Origin of the sequence: Bradyrhizobium sediminis (assembly GCF_018736085.1) — a bacterium.
Lineage (GTDB): Bacteria > Pseudomonadota > Alphaproteobacteria > Rhizobiales > Xanthobacteraceae > Bradyrhizobium > Bradyrhizobium sediminis.
On the sequence record NZ_CP076134.1, the window covers coordinates 4,376,323 to 4,396,016 of the forward strand.

Here is a 19,694-nt window from a genome sequence, read left to right on the forward strand (position 1 = left end):
GAAGCAATCCATAGCGGCAAGCAGGGCTGGATTGCTTCGTCGCAAGTGCTCCTCGCAATGACGGTGTCCTCTAATTGGCCGGCACTCCCAGCCGGAATGCGTTTTCCACGATGCGCAGGCCGACTTCGCCACCCAGCGACATCAGCGATTCCGGGTGGAACTGCACGCCGCCGACCGGCAAGGTCTTGTGCTCGATCGCCATCGCGACGCCGTCCTCGGTGGTCGCCGTCACCTGCAGCACATCCGGCACGCTGTCGCGCTCGACATAGAGCGAGTGATAGCGGCCGATCACGATTTCATTGGGCAGATTTTGCATCAGCCGCCCGCCGCGCACCTGAACGCGCGAAGGCCGTCCATGCGCGGGCTGGGCGAGTTGTCCGAGCTGGCCGCCGAAATACTCGCCGATCGCCTGCACGCCGAGGCAGACGCCGAAGATCGGCAGCTTGCGATCGAGCGCCGTGTCGATGGTCCTGGAAATTCCAAAATCCTCCGGCCGGCCCGGCCCCGGCGACAGCACCAGCAGATCGTAAGCGTTCTGCTTCAGCATCTGCTGGGCGTGAATATGCCGCACCACCGTAACCGTCGCGCCGACCTGCCGGAAATAGTCGGCGAGCATATGAACGAAGCTGTCGTCATGATCGATCAAGAGCACCCGTTTGCCCGATCCGGTGGCATCCGGCGCGAATGCCGACAACGGCTTCGGCGGATCGCCGCGCAGCGCCTGGAACAGCGCCGCCGCCTTGACCTGGCATTCCCTGTCCTCGGCGGCGGGGTCCGAGTCGAACAGACAGGTCGCGCCGACCCGCACTTCGGCGAGGCCGTCCTTCATCCGGATGGTGCGGATGGTCAACCCGGTGTTGATGCTGCCATCGAAATTCACCGCACCAATCGCGCCGGCATACCAGCGCCGCGACGACCGCTCGTTATCCTCGACGAACTGCATCGCCCACAATTTCGGCGCGCCGGTCACCGTCACCGCCCAGGCATGGGTCAGGAAGGCATCGAGCGAGTCGAAGCCCGGCCGCAGAATACCCTCGACATGATCGACGGTGTGAAACAGCTTCGAGTAGGTCTCGATCTGGCGCCGCGCCAGCACCTTGATGGTGCCGGGAACGCAGACCCGCGCCTTGTCGTTGCGGTCGACGTCGGTGCACATGTTGAGTTCGAATTCGTCCTTCTCCGAATTCAGCAGTTGCCTGATCTGCTCGGCGTCGCCGATCGCATCGACGCCGCGCGCGATGGTGCCCGAGATCGGGCAGGTCTCGACCCGCCGCCCGTCGGAGCGCACGAACATCTCGGGCGAGGCCGACACCAGGAATTCGCCGTCGCCGAGATTCATCAGCGCGCCGTAGGGCGACGGGTTGATCCGGCACAGCCGCTGGAACACTTCCGCCGGCGAGCGCTCGCAGGGCTCGGCGAACAGTTGCCCCGGCACCGCCTCGAACAGATCACCGCGGGCAAACGCCGCGCGCGCGGTCTCGACGGTCGCCTGATATTCACCGGGCGCGTGGTCGGCAAATCCCTGCCGCGGCGCCTTGGCGTAGGCGCTCTCGGCAGTCTCGCGCGGCAGGCCCGCGGTGGACTTGCCATTCCAGGCAAAGTCGTAGCTCAGCACCACACCGCGGCCGGTGGCGCGGTCGTAGGCGAGGAGGCGATCCGGCACGTACAGCACGATGTCGCGCTGGTCGTTCTCGCGCGCCCGCTTCTGCACGAGGTCCTCGATCTGGAACACCAGGTCGTAGGCGAAGGCGCCGAACAGGCCGAGCAGCGGATCGTCATTGGCCCCGAGCGCAGCGACCAGGTCGCGCACCAGCGACATCACGCTGGCGCGGCGGGTGCGCTGGTCCTCGTCGACCGGGGCGGCGCCGCGCACGATATGCCCCTTGAGCCGCGTTGCGCTTCTTTGGCTTATTACAATGCAGGGCTCGCGCAGCGCGTCGCCGAGAAATGCGATCAGCACCTCGCCCCGCGCGTTCAGCGCCTGCAGCGAAAATTCTGATCCCACAGTTTCCAGCTGCAACGGCGGATCGGAAAAGCCGAGGTCGAAACTCTCGTAGCGGCCGGGCACCGTGGTCCCCGACGACAGCACCACGCCGCGGCGGCGATCGAGCAGGTCGATCAGGGCATCGAGCCGCTTGGCGTCGCCGGTGAACTGCTCCACCGACCGGGTGACCGCCAGCCCGCCGCGGGTGCGGTATTCGCTATGGGACGGCAGGGAAAAGGCTGTCCTGTTCATGTGATCCTCTTACGAAACTTGCCGAGGGAACGCCACACAGGACAAACGAAAAGGCCGTCGCACTGCGATGACGGCCTCTGACGATTCTGGAAAATGAAATCGCACCGGCCACCTCTTAAGAGGTGCGCCACCAAAGACTGACGTTGCGGACGACGGTGTTCATGGGCGGTTAAACACCATGCCGGAGCTGAAACGTCAAGGGAGGCGCCGGTGGGCCGGGACCGGATTCGGGGCCATCTTTTGGTGTTGCAGGCCGGAAAATATGCGTAGGATTCCGCCCAGGCAGCACCGGGATTGAACGGTCAAGACCTGCCGAAAGCGGAGGCGCGCGATGCCCATTCAGGCGCTGGGATATGCCGGATTCGGCTCGGCCGATCTCGACGACTGGCGGCAGTTCGGCACCGGGCTGGTCGGCCTGCAGGCGGTGGAGCGCGGCAATTCGCTGCTGGCGTTCCGGATGGACGACCGCAAGCAGCGCATCGTGATCGACCGCGCGATGCCGGAAGGCGCGCACTTCTTCGGCTGGGAGGTGGCGGATGCGGTCGACCTCGACGCCCTCGCCGCCCGGCTGGAAAAGGCCGGCGTCGCGGTCACGGCCGAGCCGCAGGCGCTGGCCGATGCGAGGCGGGTGCGCGGGCTGATTTCGTTCAGCGATCCCTCGGGCAACCGGCTGGAGGCGTTCTACGGCGCCGAGACCGACGATACGCCGTTTCGTCCCGGCCGTTCGATTTCCGGTTTCCGCACCGGGCCGCTCGGCCTCGGCCATGCCGTACTGACGGTCGAAAACATCGACGCCATGATGCCGTTCTATGTCGGCCTGCTCGGCTTCGGGCTAAGCGACTACATGCTGAAACCGTTCCGCGCCTATTTCTTCCACATCAACGCGCGGCACCACAGCCTTGCGCTGATCGAGACCGGCAGGAACGGCATACACCATCTGATGGTGGAATTGTTTTCGCTCGACGATGTCGGCCAGTCCTACGACGTCGCCTTGAACGAGGATCGCGTCAACGTCACGCTCGGCCGTCACACCAACGACCTGATGACTTCGTTCTACGCCAAGACGCCGTCGTCGTTCATGGTCGAGTGCGGCTGGGGCGGCCGCCAGATCGATCCTGCCACCTGGCAATCCTGCGAGCTGAAGGACGGCCCCAGCCTGTGGGGACATGAGCGGCTCTGGCTGCCGCCGGAAGACCGCGAAGTCGCGCGCGAGATGCGGATGCGCGCGGCGGCCGAAGGCCGGCGCGCGCCGGTGCAGGTGATGGAAGGCAATTACAAACTGATGCCGGGTACGTGCCCGTGGTGGGACGGGTTGAGCAAGGCGGGCTGATTGCTGGCCAAGCCACCATCGTCATTGCGAGCCAACGGGTCGCGCGAACGCGCGCCCGATGACAGGCTCCGCGAAGCAATCCATACTTCACGCACGAAACATGGATTGCTTCGTCGCTTTGCTCCTCGCAATGACGGAAGCGCCCTCACCCCAGATGCTTCCTGAAAAACTCCGTGGCGCGGCCCCAGGCGAGTTCCGCCGCCTCGCGGTCGTGCACCGATTGCCGCTGCTCGTTGACGAAGGCGTGCTCGGCGTCATAGCGGAACAGCTCGATCGACTTGCCCGCTGCCTTCATCGCCTTCTCGAAGGCGTCGACGGCTGCCGGCGTGCACCAGTCGTCCTTGTTGGCGAAATGCGCCTGCAGCGGAATCTTGACGTCCGCGGGCTTCGCCGCCTGCTCCGGCGGGATGCCGTAGAACACCACGCCCGCGGCCAGCTCCGGAATTTTGGTGGCGCCGATGATGGTCACCGCGCCGCCGAGGCAGAAGCCGGTGAGGCCGACCTTGGCGCCGTTGCGGGCGAGATATTGCGCGGCGCCGCGCACGGTCTGCGTGGTGAGGTCGATGAAATCCAGCGAGTTCATCTCTTTGCCGGCGGCATCGGTGTCGTGATACGGCACCACCTTGCCCTTGTAGAGATCGGGCGCCAGTGCATCGAAGCCGGCCAGTGCGAAGCGGTCGCACATTCCCTTGATCTGCTCGGAAAGCCCCCACCATTCCTGGATCACGACCACGCCCGGCGCGTTGCCGCGCGCGGCGTTGGCGAGATAGCCGCCGGCTTCCTTGCCGTCCGGGCGCTTGAACGTGATGCTGGTACCCATGGGATCCTCCGGTGATTTTCTTTGGGGGACAATTGGCGGCTATTTTGGCCGCTGCGCGGGCAGGAAGCAATCGGGGATAGCCGTCATTGCGAGGAGCAAAGCGACGAAGCAATCCAGTCTTCTTGAAGCTGGCAGTAGGCTGGATTGCTTCGCTTCGCTCGCAATGACGTAACCAACAAAAAAGCCCCCGCAGGGGCTTTTTCGCATTCATGTCGTCGGCGAGCGCCAGGATCAGTGCGCGTCGGCCCAGATCTTCTTCTTGGTGAAGTACAACAGGCCCGTGAGCAGGATCAGGAACACGAACACCTGCAGGCCGAGCCGCTTGCGCGCCTCCATGTGCGGCTCCGCGGCCCACATCAGGAACGTGGTGACGTCCTTGGAGTATTGCGCGACCGTCGCCGGCGAGCCGTCGTCATAGGTGACCTGGCCGTCACTGAGCGGCTTCGGCATCTTGATGGCGTGGCCGGGGAAATACTTGTTGTAGTAGGAGCCTTCCGGCAGCGCGAACCCGGCCGGCGGATTGTCCTCATAGCCCTGCAGCAGCCCGGCGACGTAGTCCGGACCCTGCTCCTGGAACTGGGTAAAGAAGTCCACCAGGAACATCGGGAAGCCGCGCGGGTAGGAGCGCGCCTTGGTGATCAGCGACAGGTCGGGCGGCAAAGCGCCGCCATTGGCTGCCCGCGCCGCGTTGTCGTTCGGGAACGGCGACGGGAAGTAGTCGGCCGGCCGGCCAGCCCGCTCGAACATGTCGCCCTGATCGTTCGGGCCGTCCTTGACCTTGTATTCGGACGCGAACGCTGCCGCCTGCGCCGCCGAATAGCCGGGACCGCCGGCGTCGGCGAGATTGCGGAACGCGATGTAGGACAGGCCGTGGCAGGACGAACAGACTTCCTTGTAGACCTTCAGGCCGCGCTGCAGTGAGCCGCGGTCGAACTTGCCGACGGGACCGGCGAACGACCACTTCAGCGACGGCGGCGTTTCCTGCCCCTCTGCCGCCCGGGCATCCTGCACGCTTCCGGCGAACAGCGCGCCTGCGACCGCAAGCGCGATCACCGAGGACACCACCGCCGACTTGCCGGATTTGGCCAGCACGTCGTCGGCGATCGAATTCGGCACCGGACGCGGCTTTTCGATCCGGCTCAAGAGCGGCAGCACGATCAGGAAATAGGCGAAGTAGCAGAACGTCAGCACGCGGCCGGCAATCACATAGATGCCTTCGGCGGGCTTGGCGCCGAGCCAGCCGAGCAGCAGGCAGACGATGACGAAGATCCAGAAGAACTGCTTGGCCAGCGGGCGATACTTCGAGGACTTGGTCTTGGCGGTGTCGAGCCAGGGCAGGAACGCAAGGATCAGGATCGCGCCGAACATCGCCACCACGCCGGCGAGCTTGTTCGGGATCGAGCGCAGGATCGCGTAGAACGGCAGGTAGTACCATTCCGGCACGATATGCGGCGGCGTCACACCGGGATTGGCCGGGATGTAGTTGTCGGCCTCGCCGAGGTAGTTCGGCATGTAGAAGATGAACCAGGCGAAGAACAGCATGAAGCAGGAAACGCCGAACGCATCCTTCATGGTCGCGTAAGGCGTGAACGGCACGGTGTCCTTTGCCGTCTTCGGCTCGACGCCCGCCGGATTGTTCTGGCCGGCGACATGCAGCGCCCAGACGTGCAGCACGACCACGCCTGCGATCACGAACGGCAGCAGGTAATGCAGCGAGAAGAAGCGGTTCAGGGTCGGATTGCCGACCGAATAGCCGCCCCACAGCAGGGTGACGATGCTGTCGCCGACATAGGGAATGGCGGAGAACAGGTTGGTGATGACGGTGGCGCCCCAGAAGCTCATCTGACCCCAAGGCAGCACGTAACCCATGAAGCCGGTCGCCATCATCAGGAGGTAGATGATGACGCCGAGAATCCACAGGATCTCGCGCGGCTCCTTGTACGACCCGTAATACAGGCCGCGGAACATGTGGACGTAGACCGCGACGAAGAACATCGAGGCGCCGGTGGCGTGCATATTGCGCAGCAACCAGCCGTAATTGACGTCGCGCACGATGCTTTCGACCGACTTGAAGGCCATGTCGACATTCGGCGTGTAGTGCATCGCCAGGACCACGCCCGAGATGATCTGCACCCCGAGCATCATCGAAAGGATGGCGCCGAAGGTCCACCAGTAGTTCAGGTTGCGCGGCGTCGGATAGGCCACGAACGAGGAGTGCATAAGTCCCAAGATCGGGAGACGCCGTTCAATCCACTTCAATGCGGAATTGGTCGGCTGGTAGTCGGATGGTCCGCTCATGATGCGATCCTGAGGAAGTATAAGACGACGCGACAGGCCCAAGTCTCGGATACTGGATCCGAGGCTCAGCCGATCTGGATTTTGGTGTCGGAAACGAATTGATAGGGCGGCACCGGCAGGTTGGTGGGTGCTGGTCCCGAACGGATGCGGCCCGAGGTATCGTATTGCGAACCGTGGCAGGGGCAGAAGAAGCCGTGGTAAGTGCCCTCATGGGCGATCGGGATACAGCCCAGATGGGTGCAGATGCCGATCACGACCAGCCACTGGTCGTGGCCTTCCTTGACCCGGGCCTGATCGCTCTGCGGATCGGGCAGGCTCGAGACGGCGACCGCGCGGGCCTCCTCGATCTGCTTCTTGGTGCGGTGGCTGATGAAGATCGGCTTGCCGCGCCAGAACACCTTGACGTCCTGCCCTTCGGCAATCGGCGTCAGGTCGACTTCGATCGGCGCGCCGGCCGCGATGGTCGAGGCGTCCGGGTTCATTTGGGAAATGAAGGGCCACAAAGTGGCCGCTCCGCCGACCGCAGCGGCGGCTCCCGTTGCAACAAAAAGGAAATCACGGCGTGTGGGATGATCCGCCGAAGACGCTGTCGTCACGATTCCAAGCCCTTTCTTGTCTGCAGCCGGTGGAACCGCCCCAGGGAACGTCACGACGAACCGGAGGAGGCTGCCGGCGCCCGCGACCCCCGCGGCGGCAGAAAGACCACTTTTCCCGGCCAATCGGGCGGAACAAGCAGTCCAGAATCGTTCTATTGGCACCCTTGCCGGACGAGCGCAAGCCCGCTATCGGCTCGCAAACGTGCAATGCACTAATTCCGCGGGAAGCGGCGAATTATTCAGACATTTCATGGAGCCCTCCGGGGGCCGTCACATCATGCAGGTTGCGCTTTTCCAGCCCGACATCCCCCAGAACACCGGGACGATTCTGCGCCTTTGCGCGTGCCTGGACGTGGCGGCCCATATTATCGAGCCGGCCGGCTTTCCGGTGTCCGACCGGCACTTCCGCCGGGCCGGCATGGACTACCTCGACCGGGTAACCATCATGCGCCACGACTCATGGTCAAAATTCGAGCAATGGCGTAGTGAAAAGGGCTATCGCCTGATCCTGTTTACGACCACAAGTCCCGGCTCCTACCTTGATTATCGCTATGGCGCCGACGACATCCTGCTGTTCGGGCGCGAGTCCGCAGGCGTTCCCGACGAGGTGGTCGCCGCGGTCGACGCGCGGGTGGTGATCCCGATCAAGCCCGGTTTGCGCTCGCTCAATGTCGCGGTAGCGGCGGCGATGGCATTGGGCGAAGCCCTGCGGCAGACCAGTTCCGCATCTTGAGGAGACGGCGCGTTGAGTTACGCGGTCAAGGAAATCTTTCTGACTTTGCAGGGCGAAGGCGCGCAAGCCGGCCGCGCGGCGGTGTTTTGCCGGTTCTCCGGCTGCAACCTCTGGAGCGGCCGCGAGCAGGACCGCGCCGCGGCGACGTGCCAGTTCTGCGACACCGACTTTGTCGGCACCGACGGAACGCTGGGCGGCCGCTACGCCACGGCCGACGAACTCGCCGATGCCATTGCCGGCCAATGGGCGGGCGAGCATGGGTATCGCTACGTGGTCTTGACCGGCGGGGAACCGCTGTTGCAGGTGGACGCCGACTTGATCGACGCCCTGCACGCGCGCGGCTTCGCCGTCGGCCTCGAGACCAACGGCACGATCAAGCCGCCCGACGGCGTGGACTGGATCTGCGTCAGCCCCAAGGCGGGCGCCGAACTCGTGGTCCGGCAAGGCGACGAACTCAAGCTGGTCTATCCGCAGGCTGACGCCATGCCCGCGGCCTTCGCCGATCTCGCCTTCGAGCGATTTTCGCTGCAGCCGATGGATGGACCGGACGTCGCCGCCAACACGGAGCGCGCCGTCAGCTATTGCATGCGCCACCCGCAATGGCGGCTCAGCGTGCAGACGCACAAGACACTCGGCATCAGATAGATCTGGATTCTTTGGAAGATGTGGGAATTGACGAAATCGCAGGGCTAATGTCGGAGGTTGCCGTCTTTGCGAGGAGCGTAGCGACGAAGCAATCCAGACGTCGTCATTCCGGGATGGTGCGCTAGCACCAGACCCGGAATCTCGAGATTCCGGGTTCGATGCTTCGCATCGCCCCGGAATGACAGTGTAATAGGAAAGATGATCGGCTACTGATCGGCCCACATCAGGAATATCATATGGACATCTCCGTGATCGAGGATCGCAAGGCGCGCGCGCGGACCTGGTTCGAACGCTTGCGCGACGACATCTGCGCGGCCTTCGAGCAACTCGAAGCCGAAGCGCCGGCATCGCTCCATCCGGGCGCTGTGGGGCGCTTCGTGCGCACCCCCTGGGACCGCACCGACCACACCGGAAAGCCCGGCGGCGGCGGCGTGATGTCGGTCATGCGCGGACGGCTGTTCGAAAAGGTCGGGGTGCATTGCTCCACCGTGCACGGCGAATTCGCGCCGGAATTCTGCGCGCAGATTCCCGGCGCCGCCGATGATCCGCGATTCTGGGCCTCGGGCATTTCGCTGATCGCGCATCTGCACAATCCGAATATCCCGGCCGTGCATATGAACACCCGCTTCGTCGTCACCACCAAGGCGTGGTTCGGCGGCGGCGCCGACCTGACGCCGGTGCTCGACCGGCGGCGGACGCAAGCGGATCCCGACACGGTGGCCTTTCACGCCGCGATGCAGGCCGCCTGCGATGCGCACGCCGCGGTCGCGCCTTACGACAAGTTCAAGAAATGGTGCGACGAGTATTTCTATCTGCCGCATCGCAAGGAAGCGCGCGGCATCGGCGGCATCTTCTACGACTGGCTCGAAAGCGGCGACTGGGACGCCGACTTCGCCTTCACGCAGGATGTCGGCCGCGCATTCCTGAAAATCTATCCCGAACTGGTGCGGCGCAATTTCGCCGCGCCATGGACGGCTGATGATCGCGAGGAACAGTTGATCCGGCGCGGACGCTACGTCGAATTCAACCTGCTCTATGACCGCGGCACCATCTTCGGATTGAAAACCGGCGGCAACGTCGATTCCATCCTGTCGTCGATGCCGCCCGAAGTGAAATGGCCGTGAAGACGATGACGAAGCTGCCCCGCGCGATGCTGATCGATATGGACGACACCATCCTGTCGGCCTATGGCCGCCCCGAAATCGCCTGGAACAACGTCGCGGCGGAATTCGCCGGCGAATTTGCGCCGCTGTCGCCGCAACAGGTTGCCGCCGCGATCGTGGATTCCGGCCGCAAGTTCTGGGCGAAGGCGCAAGCCGAGTGGCGATTGAAACTCGCCGAGGCAAGGCACGAGGTCGTCAGGGGTGGATTTGCGGCACTTGCCGCTGCCGGCCACTCCACCCTGTCGATGGATCTGGCGATCCGGCTCGCCGACCGCTTCACCACCTATCGCGAAGAGGAGATGTTCGTTTTCCCCGGCGCGCATGATGCGATCGATGCCCTGAAAGCGCGCGGCGTGAAACTCGCGCTGGTGACCAACGGCGCCGCCGATGCCCAGCGCGCCAAGGTCGAGCGCTTTGAACTGACGCACCGCTTCGATCATATCCAGATCGAAGGCGAGCATGGTTTCGGCAAGCCGGAGGAGCGCGCCTACCACCATGCCATGCAGGCGCTCGGCGTCACCGCACCCGAGACCTGGATGATCGGCGACAATCTGGAATGGGAAATCGAGGTGCCGCAGCGCCTCGGCATCTATGCGATCTGGATGGATGCGCATGGCGAAGGCCTGCCCGCCGACACCAGCATCAAGCCCGACCGCATCATCCGCTCGCTGACCGAGCTGCTGCCTGACGAAGCAGCATGAAGCTTTTGCCGGTCCAAACCTCGACCCGGTCGCTCCCAACCAAAAATATCGAAAACAACCCCATGCAAAGTAAAAGTAGCGGGGTAGTCGCCGGCATATGCGATGCCAGCGACACCATTTGACCCGTCGAGGCTGGGCAAGAATGCTGATTATGAGGCTGGGGTGGCGCGGAAAGGACTGACTGCGAGCCACAGCAGGATTCTAGTCCGGAAGGGCCGCAAAGCAAGCTGAAGGGCGCGCAGAGTGCTTATAGGAAGGTTTTCGCGGGCAATGGCGCCTTTTCAAGGTACGCGACGAAGCGGTCGAAGCCGAGAATGTTGAGCACGCGAGTGAAATTGTAGCAGAGGGCCATCAGGCTCCATTCGCCACGGACCTTGTCGAAGCCGCGCACGAGAAAGTGCTGATACCCGGCGCGGCATTTGAGCGTTCCAAAGGGATGCTCGACGATGGCGGAACGGCGGCGCATCAATTTTTTGGCCTCCTCACTTTCCATCCTCGCGCGGTGACGTTCGAGAACATCCTCGTGTTCCCAGCGAGCGATGCTCCGGTAAGGTGCCTTCGGGGCGAGACACTGCGCTCTCAGAGGACAGGCTGCGCAGGCCGCCTTGCGCCCCAGGTAGCGGATCTCGACGCGGCCGCTCGCATTCTTCCAGCGCCCTTCCGTTGGACGCAGCAGTTCTCCGGTCGGGCAACGGTAGACGTCGGCGCTCGCATCGTAGCGGAAATCCTTGCGGCTAAAGCGACCCTCCTCGAGCTTGCCATTGCCCTCATGCATCGGCACATAGGCTTTGATGCCGTCATCCTCGCAGGCCTTCAGGTCCTCGCTATTGTAATAGCCGGTATCGGCCGCCACCCGCAGGGTCTCCACATCGAGAACCTCTTTTGCCGCGTTTGCCATCTCATGAAGGTGGCCTGCATCGCTGCGATTGACGACCTCGCTGGTAACAATGAGCATGTGCTTGTCGTCGACAACGCTCTGCACGTTGTAGCCCGCAATGGTCTGATCGCCCTTGCTCAGAAGCCTCGCGTCGGGATCGGTCTTCGAGAGTTGCCCCTTGTTGCTTGTCTCCAAGTCCTTGAGGTCGGCTTGCGCGCGTTCGCGCCGGGCCATCAGCTCCTTCACCTTCTCGCCGACGTCGCCACTACCACCCTTGCCGTCGCCCCGCGAACCGTCGCTTCGCTGCTTGGCCTCTTCCGCATCATTGGCTTCGAGAGCCTTGCCATAGGCCTCGATCTCCTTGTCCAAGGCGGCGATCTGTTTGGTCAGCCTCCTTTGCGTGAAGATGCTTCCCTTGCTGGCGTTGCCGTGGAACAAGGCGCCGTCGAGCGCAACAAGGCTCCCTCCGATCAGATCGAGTTCGCGAAGCAGCAGCACGAAACTGCGGTTCGCGGCCTTCAGCGCTGCCCAGTTCTCCTTGCGGAAGTTGGCGATCGTCCGATAGCCCGGCCTCAGGTTCTTCAACAGCCAGATCAGCTCCAGATTGCGACCTGCTTCCCGTTCCAGCCGGCGCGATGATCTGACTTGGTTGATGTAGCCGTACAGATACAGCTTCAACAGATCGGCCGGATCGTACGGTGGCTGCCCCATCTCGTCCGCCCCGCGCGCCGCATGGAGGAAACCGAGCTTTGCAAGGTCGAGGGCACACACAAAGCTCTCGATCGCCCGCACCGGGTTGTTCGGCCCGACATAATCCTCAATCCGTGGAGGAAGCAGGCTGGTCTGATCCCGGCTCGCGCCGGTCTTGAATGTGCGATTCGTCATGAACCGAATCGTACATCAACTCCTCAAAATGCCGAGTTCTTGCTCAGCCTCGTCGGGCAAATCAGCGGCATTGATTTAGCGTCAGACAAGCCCTTGTTGCCGGTCTTGTTTCCGGCCTTGCAACGACGTTGAACAAATGTTATGTGTTGTTCAACAACGGAGATTGTCATGGCAGTGCGGACCCGCACATCGACAGAGGCCGAGGAGCGCATTGCACTCAAGCGCAACCGGCTCGTGCTCGAGCAGGCGCGCGCCGTCGGGTTGCTCGGTGAGGCCAAGAACACGCGCTTGTCCGGCCGCGTGCCGGCAGGCCTGATCGAAGCGGCAAAGAAGCGGGCCCACGTATCTTCCGATACCGAACTTCTGGAGCTTGCGTTGTCGCGTTTGGCGCTTGAAGACGATTTCGGCGCGCGTCTTGTCCGGCGCAAGGGAAGCGTCCCGGCAGATATCGATCTTGCCGTTTGATCTCCAGGGAACGTTGCGGAGGCTGAAGCCGCACAAGCGTTTGGAGCGGTTGACGCGACGAGCAGATTCCGAGCTTGCCTGGGCATCCGGCGAGCCGCTCATCGGCAGCCCGCTGATTCTCGATACATGCGTTTATCTCGACGTCTTGCAGGGGCGCACGCCGGAGGCCGTCGATGAATTGCTGACCTATCGCGTCTGCCACCACTCGGCCGTCTGCCTTGCCGAACTAACGCATGTGTTCGGGCGGCTCGATCCGGCTCACCCCTCGACGAGTGCGGTTCTGCAAACAATACGGGATGTGATTGAAGACATTCCGCGGCATCGCCTGCAAGCTCCGGATACGGCGATGTGGGGCGAAGCGGGAATGCTTGCGGGCGAGCTCTTTCGTCTCAGCGGTGCGCCGAAGGGTGCGGGTCATGAGCGGAAATACCTCAACGATGCGCTCATCTATCTTCAGGCGCGGGATATCGGTGCCAGCGTATTGACAGGGAATGTCGGCGACTTCGACTTCCTGAACCAACTTGTTCCGGGAGTTCCGATCATTCTGTATCGGCAGGCGTGAGCCAATGCCCGCAGCCGCTCAGAGAATTCCCGCGGTGCCGCAAGAACTCGGGTAGCGAAGGATTGGAAGCTGCCACGGCAGTCAGCTGCACAAGCCACCTCCCATTAAGGCGCGCGGGAATTCACTTCACCTCTCCCCACCTTCTTGCGGGGTGGTAAAGGCATTGGCGGACATCCGCTTTGGTGCGGATTCCGGACTCTAAAGCGGGATGGGGTTAGGTTGAATCGATTTGGGATTCCCAAATCAGCGTGTTTCTGATTCACCATGCAGGCTGGGTTAGGAGGCCAGCATGTATGGGCAAGCCTTACTCTCTGGATTTGCGCAAGCGTGTCGTGACGGCAATTGAGGGAGGGATGTCCCGCAATCAGGCCGCCAAGCGGTTTGGGGTCGCGATCAGCACGGCCATCGGCTGGATGCAGCGGGTCGAGGAGACCGGCAGCGTTGAGCCTGGCCAGATGGGTGGCCACAAGCCGAAAGCAATTTCGGGAGATCACGCGGTCTGGCTGTCGCAGCGGCTCAGGGACAGCGATTTCACCATACGCGGGCTCGTTGCCGAACTCGCCGGACGCGGCCTGAAGGTCGACTACCACTCGGTGTGGGACTTCGTGCATGCCGAGAAGCTCAGCTTCAAAAAAAAGCGTGGTGGCTGGCGAGCGCGATCGTCCCGACGTGGCGCGGCGGCGGTCCCAGTGGACAAAGTATCAAGGTCGCGTCGAAGCTGAGCGGCTGGTCTTCATCGACGAGACCTGGACCCGGACCGATATGGCTCCCTTGCGGGGATGGGCACTGCGCGGGCGCAGACTGCCCGCCAAGGTTCCCCACGGGCGCTGGAAGACCATGACCTTCCTGGCGGCCCTGCGCCATGACCGGATCGATGCGCCATGGTTCATCGAGGGACCGATCGATGGCGAGAGCTTTCGGACCTATGTCGAAAAGGCTCTCCTGCCGACCCTGCGGCCCGGCGACATCGTCGTCATGGACAATCTCGGCAGCCACAAAAGCAAGAGCGTGCGTCAGCTCATCCGTTCTGCCGGTGCCAAGCTGTTCTTTCTGCCCAAATACTCACCCGACCTGAACCCGATCGAACAGGTCTTTGCCAAGCTCAAACATCTGCTCCGAAAGGCCGCCGCGCGAACCGTCGATGCGGTTTGCGCCGTAATCGGTCAGTTGCTCAACGCCTTCACACCCCAAGAATGCGCCAACTACCTCAAAAATTCAGGCTATCGAACCTAATGCCATCACGCTTTAGTCCGACATCGCGTCACGTCCGGAAAGTGCCATACCGGTCGTCACTGGACCGGCGCGAGGTCTCTCGTGGCGACGTAGCCGAGCGGCTTGCCTTGGGATGCGACCAGCGCCCAGCCGTTCCAGCTCTCAAGCACGATGAGAGGCGTCTTCGCCGACAGGCTGCGGACAACTGTGGTGATCTTGGACTTGCAAGGCGCAGGGCACCCAGCCCCGCGCCGTTGTCGAGAAGGGGAAGGATTTGAAGGCCGCCCCCGCCCGCAAACGCAAGGAGGGAGCAGCCAAACGTAAGGCCTAATTACTTAGGCCGAACGTGTGCCCGTACATGCTGAAGCCGCTTGTAGCGGATCCGAGTGTACGAGCGTACCCAATGCTTTTTGCGCATGAGGAATCTCCATTTTAGTTAATGGAAGTTCCCGGTTGACAAACTAGAGCGCAGTGCGAATCTAAAGTTTGCGAGGGCACATACGATCCGCTGTCCACCCGGGCACCGGTTGTCTTGTGGTCCAAAGGCGGGGCAGATGACCCAATCATCTAGCCCCGTTTTTTTATCAACTTTCCTGGGGCGGACTACTTCCCGGAAAGCATCTGGTTAAGACCGTCATTCGCAACCTCCAATTCAACTGAAAATGTCCGCCGACGCGGGTGTGTTCTCCGATCGAACATCCTCCATCGTCGGCAATCCTTTGCCGCTAGATTTTCTATATTCCTCGAAACGGCTCAAAAGTTGATCGCCGGCCTTTGAAAGGCGGTACTTGTGAACCACGCCGACCAAAACCTCATCAACAACGCCATCATGGATATCGGATCGCAACTGATCCCTAACGCGACGCTCTGGAAGCCTAGTTCGCTTTGTGACGTCGGCTAGCGTCAAAGCACCTGCGGCGCGAAGCGATATAAGAATAAAATACCGCTGCGGCCCTACTCGCGCGCGCCGCTGTCCAACCGCATGCGCGCCGGGTTGCCCCGTCGAAACCGGCGGCGCGGCGACACGCACCGCGCGGAGGACCTCCGGCTGATTGGTCGATGTCTGCGGGACGGCGGTTGACGGTGGCGGCGGGGGCACAGATGGCAACAAAACCGGCGGAGGTCCCGGAGGTGGCGGCGGGACATTGCGCACGGCATCGGGAGGAAGGCTGTCCAAATAGGCCAGTTGCATCGTTTGGGCTTGAAGAATTGCCTTCCGCTTTTCTTCAATGCCGTCTTCATCGAGCGCGCATTGAGCAATCTCGCGCTGGGCATTGGCCTTGCGCTTATCGATCTTGGACTTTTCTTCGTCCAATTGAGCCAAAAGCCGCTCATTCAGGACTTTAATCGAGTCGATATATTGGGCGTGGTCGGCCATATAGTTCCCGGAGCAGTTACGGGAACTACAGCGTTTTTTGTCCCCCTTTGTTCGCAAGGTGTGACTGACTTATTAAGTCAGTCACACTTACCCATTTGCAATTGCGCCGAAGGCCGCCGGCCGGTCGCTGGCAAGTGGATGGCTAAGATTATATTCCTTGGCCCTTTGCCGCACGTAACCAGTCTACAAGATCTGCGACACCGCCGTCGAAATCATCACCAGCCCGCCCGCGATCACCGCAACGTCGAGGATCGCGGTGTGGATATGCACCGGCATGCGCTCGACGAAGGCCCGCGCCAGAAACGCTCCGGGGATCGCGATTGCCCCGATCAGCAGGGCAAGGGCCAGCACCTGCGCGGTGATGACGCCGGCCAGCCCGAACACGGAAATCTTGATGATGCTGGTCGCGACCGAGATCACCGCGTCGGTGGCGATCACGGCCGCGCCGTCGAGACCGGCCGCCATCAGCAGCGACAGCAGGATCACGCCGGAGCCCGAGGTGCCGCCGACCACGACGCCGTAACCCACCGAGCCTGCGGCGAGCCCGGTGTCGCCGATCCTGACGTCGCGGCGCCGCGCCAGGCGGCGCAGCGGCACGCTCGATATCAGCATCGCCCCGATCACCAGCGCCGCACCGGCATTGGTGAGAAGCGTGTAGCCCCAGGCGCCGAGCGCGGTGGTGAACGCGGCCGCCGAGATCACGATCAGCGCGCGGCGGCCGTCGACATGTCTGAGATAGGCGGCAAAGCGGCCGAGATTGGTGAGGATCGCCGAGATCGCGATGATCGGCACCACGGGCTCGGCGCCGATCAGCGGCACCAGAACCAGCGGCATCAGCGCGCCGGTGCCATAACCCGCAAGGCCGCCGACCACCGAGGCCAGCAACGCGACGCCGGCCACCAGCAGGAGCTGGGCCAGCGAGATATCGGCGAAGCCGGCAGGGATGCTCAAAGAAGGCTCACAGCCTGTTGTCGCGGGCGAAGCGGGCCACGGCCCGATCGGCAATGCCGTTCACAACGGCCTCATCCAGCGGGAAGTCCGCCGCCAGCCAGGCGTCTTCGGCCAGCGCCAGCACCTGCCCGAGCAGCGGGCCCTCGGTTATGCCGCGCGCGATGAAATCGGCCGCCTTCAACGGGAATTTCGGGGCGCTCCAGCGTTTCGGCAGGGTCGCAAGTTCCCGCCAATGCGCCGTATCGACGCGCCCTCCCGCCCGCGCCCATGCCAGCATCAGCCGGTCCCGGTAACGCTCCTCGCCGAGCCGGTAGAGCCGTCGCCGCGCGGTGGCCTCGTCCATGCCGGCGAGCCGCCACCAGCGGTGGCCCATGGAATCGAGCGCCCTGGTTTCGGCGTTGGAGAGACGCATGCGCAGCGCGACGCGCTTAGCGTCCTCGGTGACGGCGACCGCGAGCGCGCCGAGCCGGCGAATCGGGTCCGGCGCCAGTCCGAGCAGGCGCTCCACCGCGATCATCGCGGCGAACGGTCCGGTATAGGCGACGCCGCCGAAAATCGGCTGCAGCAGCCCGCCATCCGCCATCGCCTCGACCGCGCCGGCCGCGCCGCCGGCGACCATCAGCTTGAGCATTTCCATGCGCACGCGTTCGGCGGAAAGGGTCGCAAGGCCGGCGCGTGCGCCGATGCAGGCGAGGTATCCGGCGCGGTCGGGTTCGCCCGAGCCATAGGCGGCGTGAATGCGGAAGAACCTGAGGATGCGCAGATAGTCCTCGGCGATGCGCGCCGCGGGATCGCCGATGAAGCGCACCCGTCCGGCCGCGATATCGCTCAGGCCGCCGACATGGTCATGCACGACACCCGCAGCATCGACCGACAGGCCGTTGATGGTGAAGTCGCGCCGTTCCGCGTCGCGGACCCAGTCGCGGCCGAACGCGACCGTCGCCTTGCGCCCGAAGGTTTCGGTGTCCTCGCGCAAGGTGGTGATCTCGAACGGATGCGCATCGACCACCAGCGTCACCGTGCCGTGGTCGATGCCGGTCGGCACGCACTTGATGCCGGCCGCCTTGGCGCGGCGGATCACCTCGGTGGGCAAGGCGGTGGTCGCGATATCGATATCGGCGACCGGGATCTTCAGCAGCGCATTGCGGACCGCGCCACCGACCACGCGCGCCTCCTCGCCGCTGCCGTTGAGCAACGCAAGCACGCGGGCCGCCGGACCGGATCTGAGCCAGGGCGCGTTGTCGGGCACCCGCGCCTCGCTCATTTCTCGACTCCGGGAACCAGTTTGCCGTTTTCGATATGCGCCGGGATGTAGGTCGAATTCGGCGGCGCGCCGGAAAAATGCGCCAGCAGCACGAAACTGACCACCACCAGCAGCAGCGAGCCGATCATAAGCTTGGCGATGACATGCATCGGCCATGACGCCTGCACCAGCAGTCCGGAACGTGTCGCAATCAGGAACGCCGCATAGACCGCGAACGGGATCAGGAAAATGCCGATCTCCGTGAGAACCGGACGGATCATGTGAGGCAGATCCGCTCGTACAGCACCCGCAGGATTCCCGCGGTGGCGCCCCAGATGTAGCGCTCGGCGAACGGCATCGCGTAATAGGAACGCTCCATGCCGCGGAATTCCTTGCTGTGCACCTGGTGGTTGGCCGGGTCCATCAGGAACGCCAGCGGCACCTCGAAGGCATCGTCCACTTCCGACTTGTTGATGCTCAGCCTGAAGCCCGGCTTCACCCGCGCCACCATCGGCAGGATGCGAAACCCGAATCCGGTCGCGTAGAGGTCAAGATAGCCGATCGGCTCGACGAATTTGCGGCTCAGGCCGACCTCCTCCTCGGCCTCGCGCAAGGCAGCGTCGAGCGGCGAAGCGTCGGTCGCGTCGATCTTGCCGCCGGGGAACGCGATCTGGCCGGCGTGATCGTTGAGATGCGCCGCGCGCTGCGTCAGCAGCACCGTCGGCTGCGGATGGTCCACCACCGGGATCAATACCGCGGCCGGCCGCACCGGCTGTTCGCGCGCGATGATCTCCAGCATGCGATCGGTGCCCTGATCGCCGCTCTTCGGGATGATGTTGGGATCGACCAGGCCCGGCGGCACGTCGAAGCCCAGCCGCGCGCGGCTGCGATCGAAAAACTCCGCCGAGTTGATCGCGGCAGGATCGCTCTTCAGCATCGGCTCGTTCAAAGCGCGCCCCTCACCTCGTCCGCATCCGCCATCGCAAAGAATTCGCCGCCGGATTCGATTCCGAACATCGGACGACCATCGACCACCCGCTCCTCGCCCATGTCAACCAGATCGTAGTACAGCGCCCGCGTCACCTTGGCCCACAGATCGGCGCGGACATGCAGATAAGGCGTCAGCCCGCCGTCGGCGGCAGCCTCGAATCGCAAGCGGTGGGTGGAATCGCAAGCCACCCAGTCGTCGACATTGGTCCGGAAGCGCAACAGCCGGCCCCGGCCGTCGGTTTCCCTGGTCATCTCGACCGCGAGAAACGGCGCATCGTCGACGCGGATGCCGACCTTCTCGACCGGAGTCACGAGAAAGTGCTTGCCGTCCTCGCGCTTGAGGATGGTTGAAAACAGCCGGACCAGCGCCGGCCGCCCGATCGGCGTCCCCATGTAGAACCACGTACCATCGCCGGCGATTCGCATGTCGAGATCGCCGCAGAACGGCGGATTCCAAAGATGCACCGGGGGCAGTCCCTTTCCGGCAGGGCTGGTATTCGCAGCCTGCGTAGCCGCCGCGGTCAGTCCTTCGAGGTCCTGACGGGTGGTCTGCCCTTGCTTCGCCATTGTTTGCCCTGACTCTGACGCTCGATTTGGCACGATTGGTGC

The 19,694-nt window shown here is 63.4% G+C and carries 19 protein-coding genes; 8 read left to right on the forward strand and 11 right to left on the reverse strand.

The window, feature by feature from the left end; all coding sequences use genetic code 11:
* Positions 1 to 70: 70 nt before the first annotated feature.
* A complete protein-coding gene (locus tag KMZ29_RS21015; protein ID WP_215621014.1) occupies positions 71 to 2,236 on the reverse strand; it encodes an anthranilate synthase component I in 2,166 nt (721 codons plus the stop codon).
* A 331-nt stretch (positions 2,237 to 2,567) separates the two neighbouring features.
* On the opposite strand from KMZ29_RS21015, the gene KMZ29_RS21020 reads away from it, so the two are divergent.
* On the forward strand, positions 2,568 to 3,566 hold the full coding sequence (locus KMZ29_RS21020; RefSeq protein ID WP_215621015.1) for a VOC family protein: 999 nt from the start codon (positions 2,568 to 2,570) through the stop codon (positions 3,564 to 3,566).
* A gap of 145 nt (positions 3,567 to 3,711) precedes the next feature.
* Here the strand turns inward: KMZ29_RS21020 and KMZ29_RS21025 are convergent, their stop codons facing one another.
* From KMZ29_RS21025 to petA, 3 genes are all read right to left on the reverse strand, one after another.
* Positions 3,712 to 4,386, reverse strand: coding sequence for a dienelactone hydrolase family protein (locus KMZ29_RS21025; protein ID WP_215621016.1), 675 nt, complete (start codon positions 4,384 to 4,386; stop codon positions 3,712 to 3,714).
* Between the two features lie 231 nt (positions 4,387 to 4,617).
* Positions 4,618 to 6,684: a cytochrome c1 gene (locus KMZ29_RS21030; RefSeq protein WP_215621017.1), complete on the reverse strand. Its 2,067-nt coding sequence runs from the start codon at positions 6,682 to 6,684 to the stop codon at positions 4,618 to 4,620.
* 65 nt (positions 6,685 to 6,749) lie between these two features.
* Entirely contained in the window at positions 6,750 to 7,280 is a 531-nt protein-coding gene (gene petA / locus KMZ29_RS21035) for a ubiquinol-cytochrome c reductase iron-sulfur subunit (RefSeq protein WP_215603181.1), read from the reverse strand.
* A 277-nt stretch (positions 7,281 to 7,557) separates the two neighbouring features.
* On the opposite strand from petA, the gene KMZ29_RS21040 reads away from it, so the two are divergent.
* From KMZ29_RS21040 to KMZ29_RS21055, 4 genes are all read left to right on the forward strand, one after another.
* Positions 7,558 to 8,013, forward strand: coding sequence for a tRNA (cytidine(34)-2'-O)-methyltransferase (locus KMZ29_RS21040; RefSeq protein ID WP_215621018.1), 456 nt, complete (start codon positions 7,558 to 7,560; stop codon positions 8,011 to 8,013).
* A gap of 12 nt (positions 8,014 to 8,025) precedes the next feature.
* The gene (queE, locus tag KMZ29_RS21045; RefSeq protein ID WP_215621019.1) at positions 8,026 to 8,658 is read left to right on the forward strand and encodes a 7-carboxy-7-deazaguanine synthase; all 633 of its coding nucleotides are present in this window, start codon (positions 8,026 to 8,028) and stop codon (positions 8,656 to 8,658) included.
* 236 nt (positions 8,659 to 8,894) lie between these two features.
* The gene (gene hemF / locus KMZ29_RS21050) at positions 8,895 to 9,782 is read left to right on the forward strand and encodes an oxygen-dependent coproporphyrinogen oxidase (RefSeq protein ID WP_215621020.1); all 888 of its coding nucleotides are present in this window, start codon (positions 8,895 to 8,897) and stop codon (positions 9,780 to 9,782) included.
* A gap of 5 nt (positions 9,783 to 9,787) precedes the next feature.
* Positions 9,788 to 10,522 (forward strand): HAD family hydrolase, encoded by a 735-nt coding sequence (locus KMZ29_RS21055; RefSeq protein WP_369810039.1) that lies wholly within the window; start codon positions 9,788 to 9,790, stop codon positions 10,520 to 10,522.
* A gap of 247 nt (positions 10,523 to 10,769) precedes the next feature.
* Here the strand turns inward: KMZ29_RS21055 and KMZ29_RS21060 are convergent, their stop codons facing one another.
* On the reverse strand, positions 10,770 to 12,284 hold the full coding sequence (locus KMZ29_RS21060) for an IS1182 family transposase (RefSeq protein ID WP_215620168.1): 1,515 nt from the start codon (positions 12,282 to 12,284) through the stop codon (positions 10,770 to 10,772).
* 168 nt (positions 12,285 to 12,452) lie between these two features.
* On the opposite strand from KMZ29_RS21060, the gene KMZ29_RS21065 reads away from it, so the two are divergent.
* The 3 genes from KMZ29_RS21065 to KMZ29_RS21075 all read left to right on the forward strand — a co-directional run bounded on the left by KMZ29_RS21065 (position 12,453) and on the right by KMZ29_RS21075 (position 14,544).
* Positions 12,453 to 12,749, forward strand: a complete 297-nt coding sequence (locus KMZ29_RS21065) for a hypothetical protein (protein WP_215621022.1) — start codon at positions 12,453 to 12,455, stop codon at positions 12,747 to 12,749.
* Entirely contained in the window at positions 12,739 to 13,311 is a 573-nt protein-coding gene (locus KMZ29_RS21070; RefSeq protein ID WP_215621023.1) for a type II toxin-antitoxin system VapC family toxin, read from the forward strand. Before KMZ29_RS21065 ends, KMZ29_RS21070 begins: the two co-directional genes overlap by 11 nt.
* A gap of 293 nt (positions 13,312 to 13,604) precedes the next feature.
* A protein-coding gene (locus tag KMZ29_RS21075; protein ID WP_369810016.1) for an IS630 family transposase occupies positions 13,605 to 14,544 on the forward strand; the annotation gives its coding sequence in 2 pieces (ribosomal slippage) (positions 13,605 to 13,940 and positions 13,942 to 14,544; 939 coding nt in all).
* A gap of 631 nt (positions 14,545 to 15,175) precedes the next feature.
* On the opposite strand, the gene KMZ29_RS21080 is transcribed toward KMZ29_RS21075, so the two are convergent.
* The 6 genes from KMZ29_RS21080 to KMZ29_RS21105 form a co-directional block, all read right to left on the reverse strand.
* The gene (locus KMZ29_RS21080; protein WP_215621024.1) at positions 15,176 to 15,901 is read right to left on the reverse strand and encodes a hypothetical protein; all 726 of its coding nucleotides are present in this window, start codon (positions 15,899 to 15,901) and stop codon (positions 15,176 to 15,178) included.
* A gap of 183 nt (positions 15,902 to 16,084) precedes the next feature.
* The gene (locus KMZ29_RS21085) at positions 16,085 to 16,852 is read right to left on the reverse strand and encodes a TSUP family transporter (RefSeq protein ID WP_215621025.1); all 768 of its coding nucleotides are present in this window, start codon (positions 16,850 to 16,852) and stop codon (positions 16,085 to 16,087) included.
* A gap of 7 nt (positions 16,853 to 16,859) precedes the next feature.
* Complete coding sequence (locus KMZ29_RS21090) at positions 16,860 to 18,116, reverse strand: CCA tRNA nucleotidyltransferase (protein ID WP_215621026.1); 1,257 nt, start codon at positions 18,114 to 18,116, stop codon at positions 16,860 to 16,862.
* Entirely contained in the window at positions 18,113 to 18,376 is a 264-nt protein-coding gene (locus KMZ29_RS21095) for a DUF6111 family protein (RefSeq protein WP_215621027.1), read from the reverse strand. Before KMZ29_RS21095 ends, KMZ29_RS21090 begins: the two co-directional genes overlap by 4 nt.
* Positions 18,373 to 19,032 carry a CoA pyrophosphatase gene (locus KMZ29_RS21100; RefSeq protein ID WP_369810147.1) on the reverse strand — a complete coding sequence of 220 codons (660 nt, stop codon included), beginning with the start codon at positions 19,030 to 19,032 and terminating at the stop codon, positions 18,373 to 18,375. Before KMZ29_RS21100 ends, KMZ29_RS21095 begins: the two co-directional genes overlap by 4 nt.
* Before the next feature lie 8 nt (positions 19,033 to 19,040).
* Positions 19,041 to 19,652, reverse strand: a complete 612-nt coding sequence (locus KMZ29_RS21105; protein ID WP_215621029.1) for a DUF1285 domain-containing protein — start codon at positions 19,650 to 19,652, stop codon at positions 19,041 to 19,043.
* Between the last annotated feature and the right edge of the window lie 42 nt (positions 19,653 to 19,694).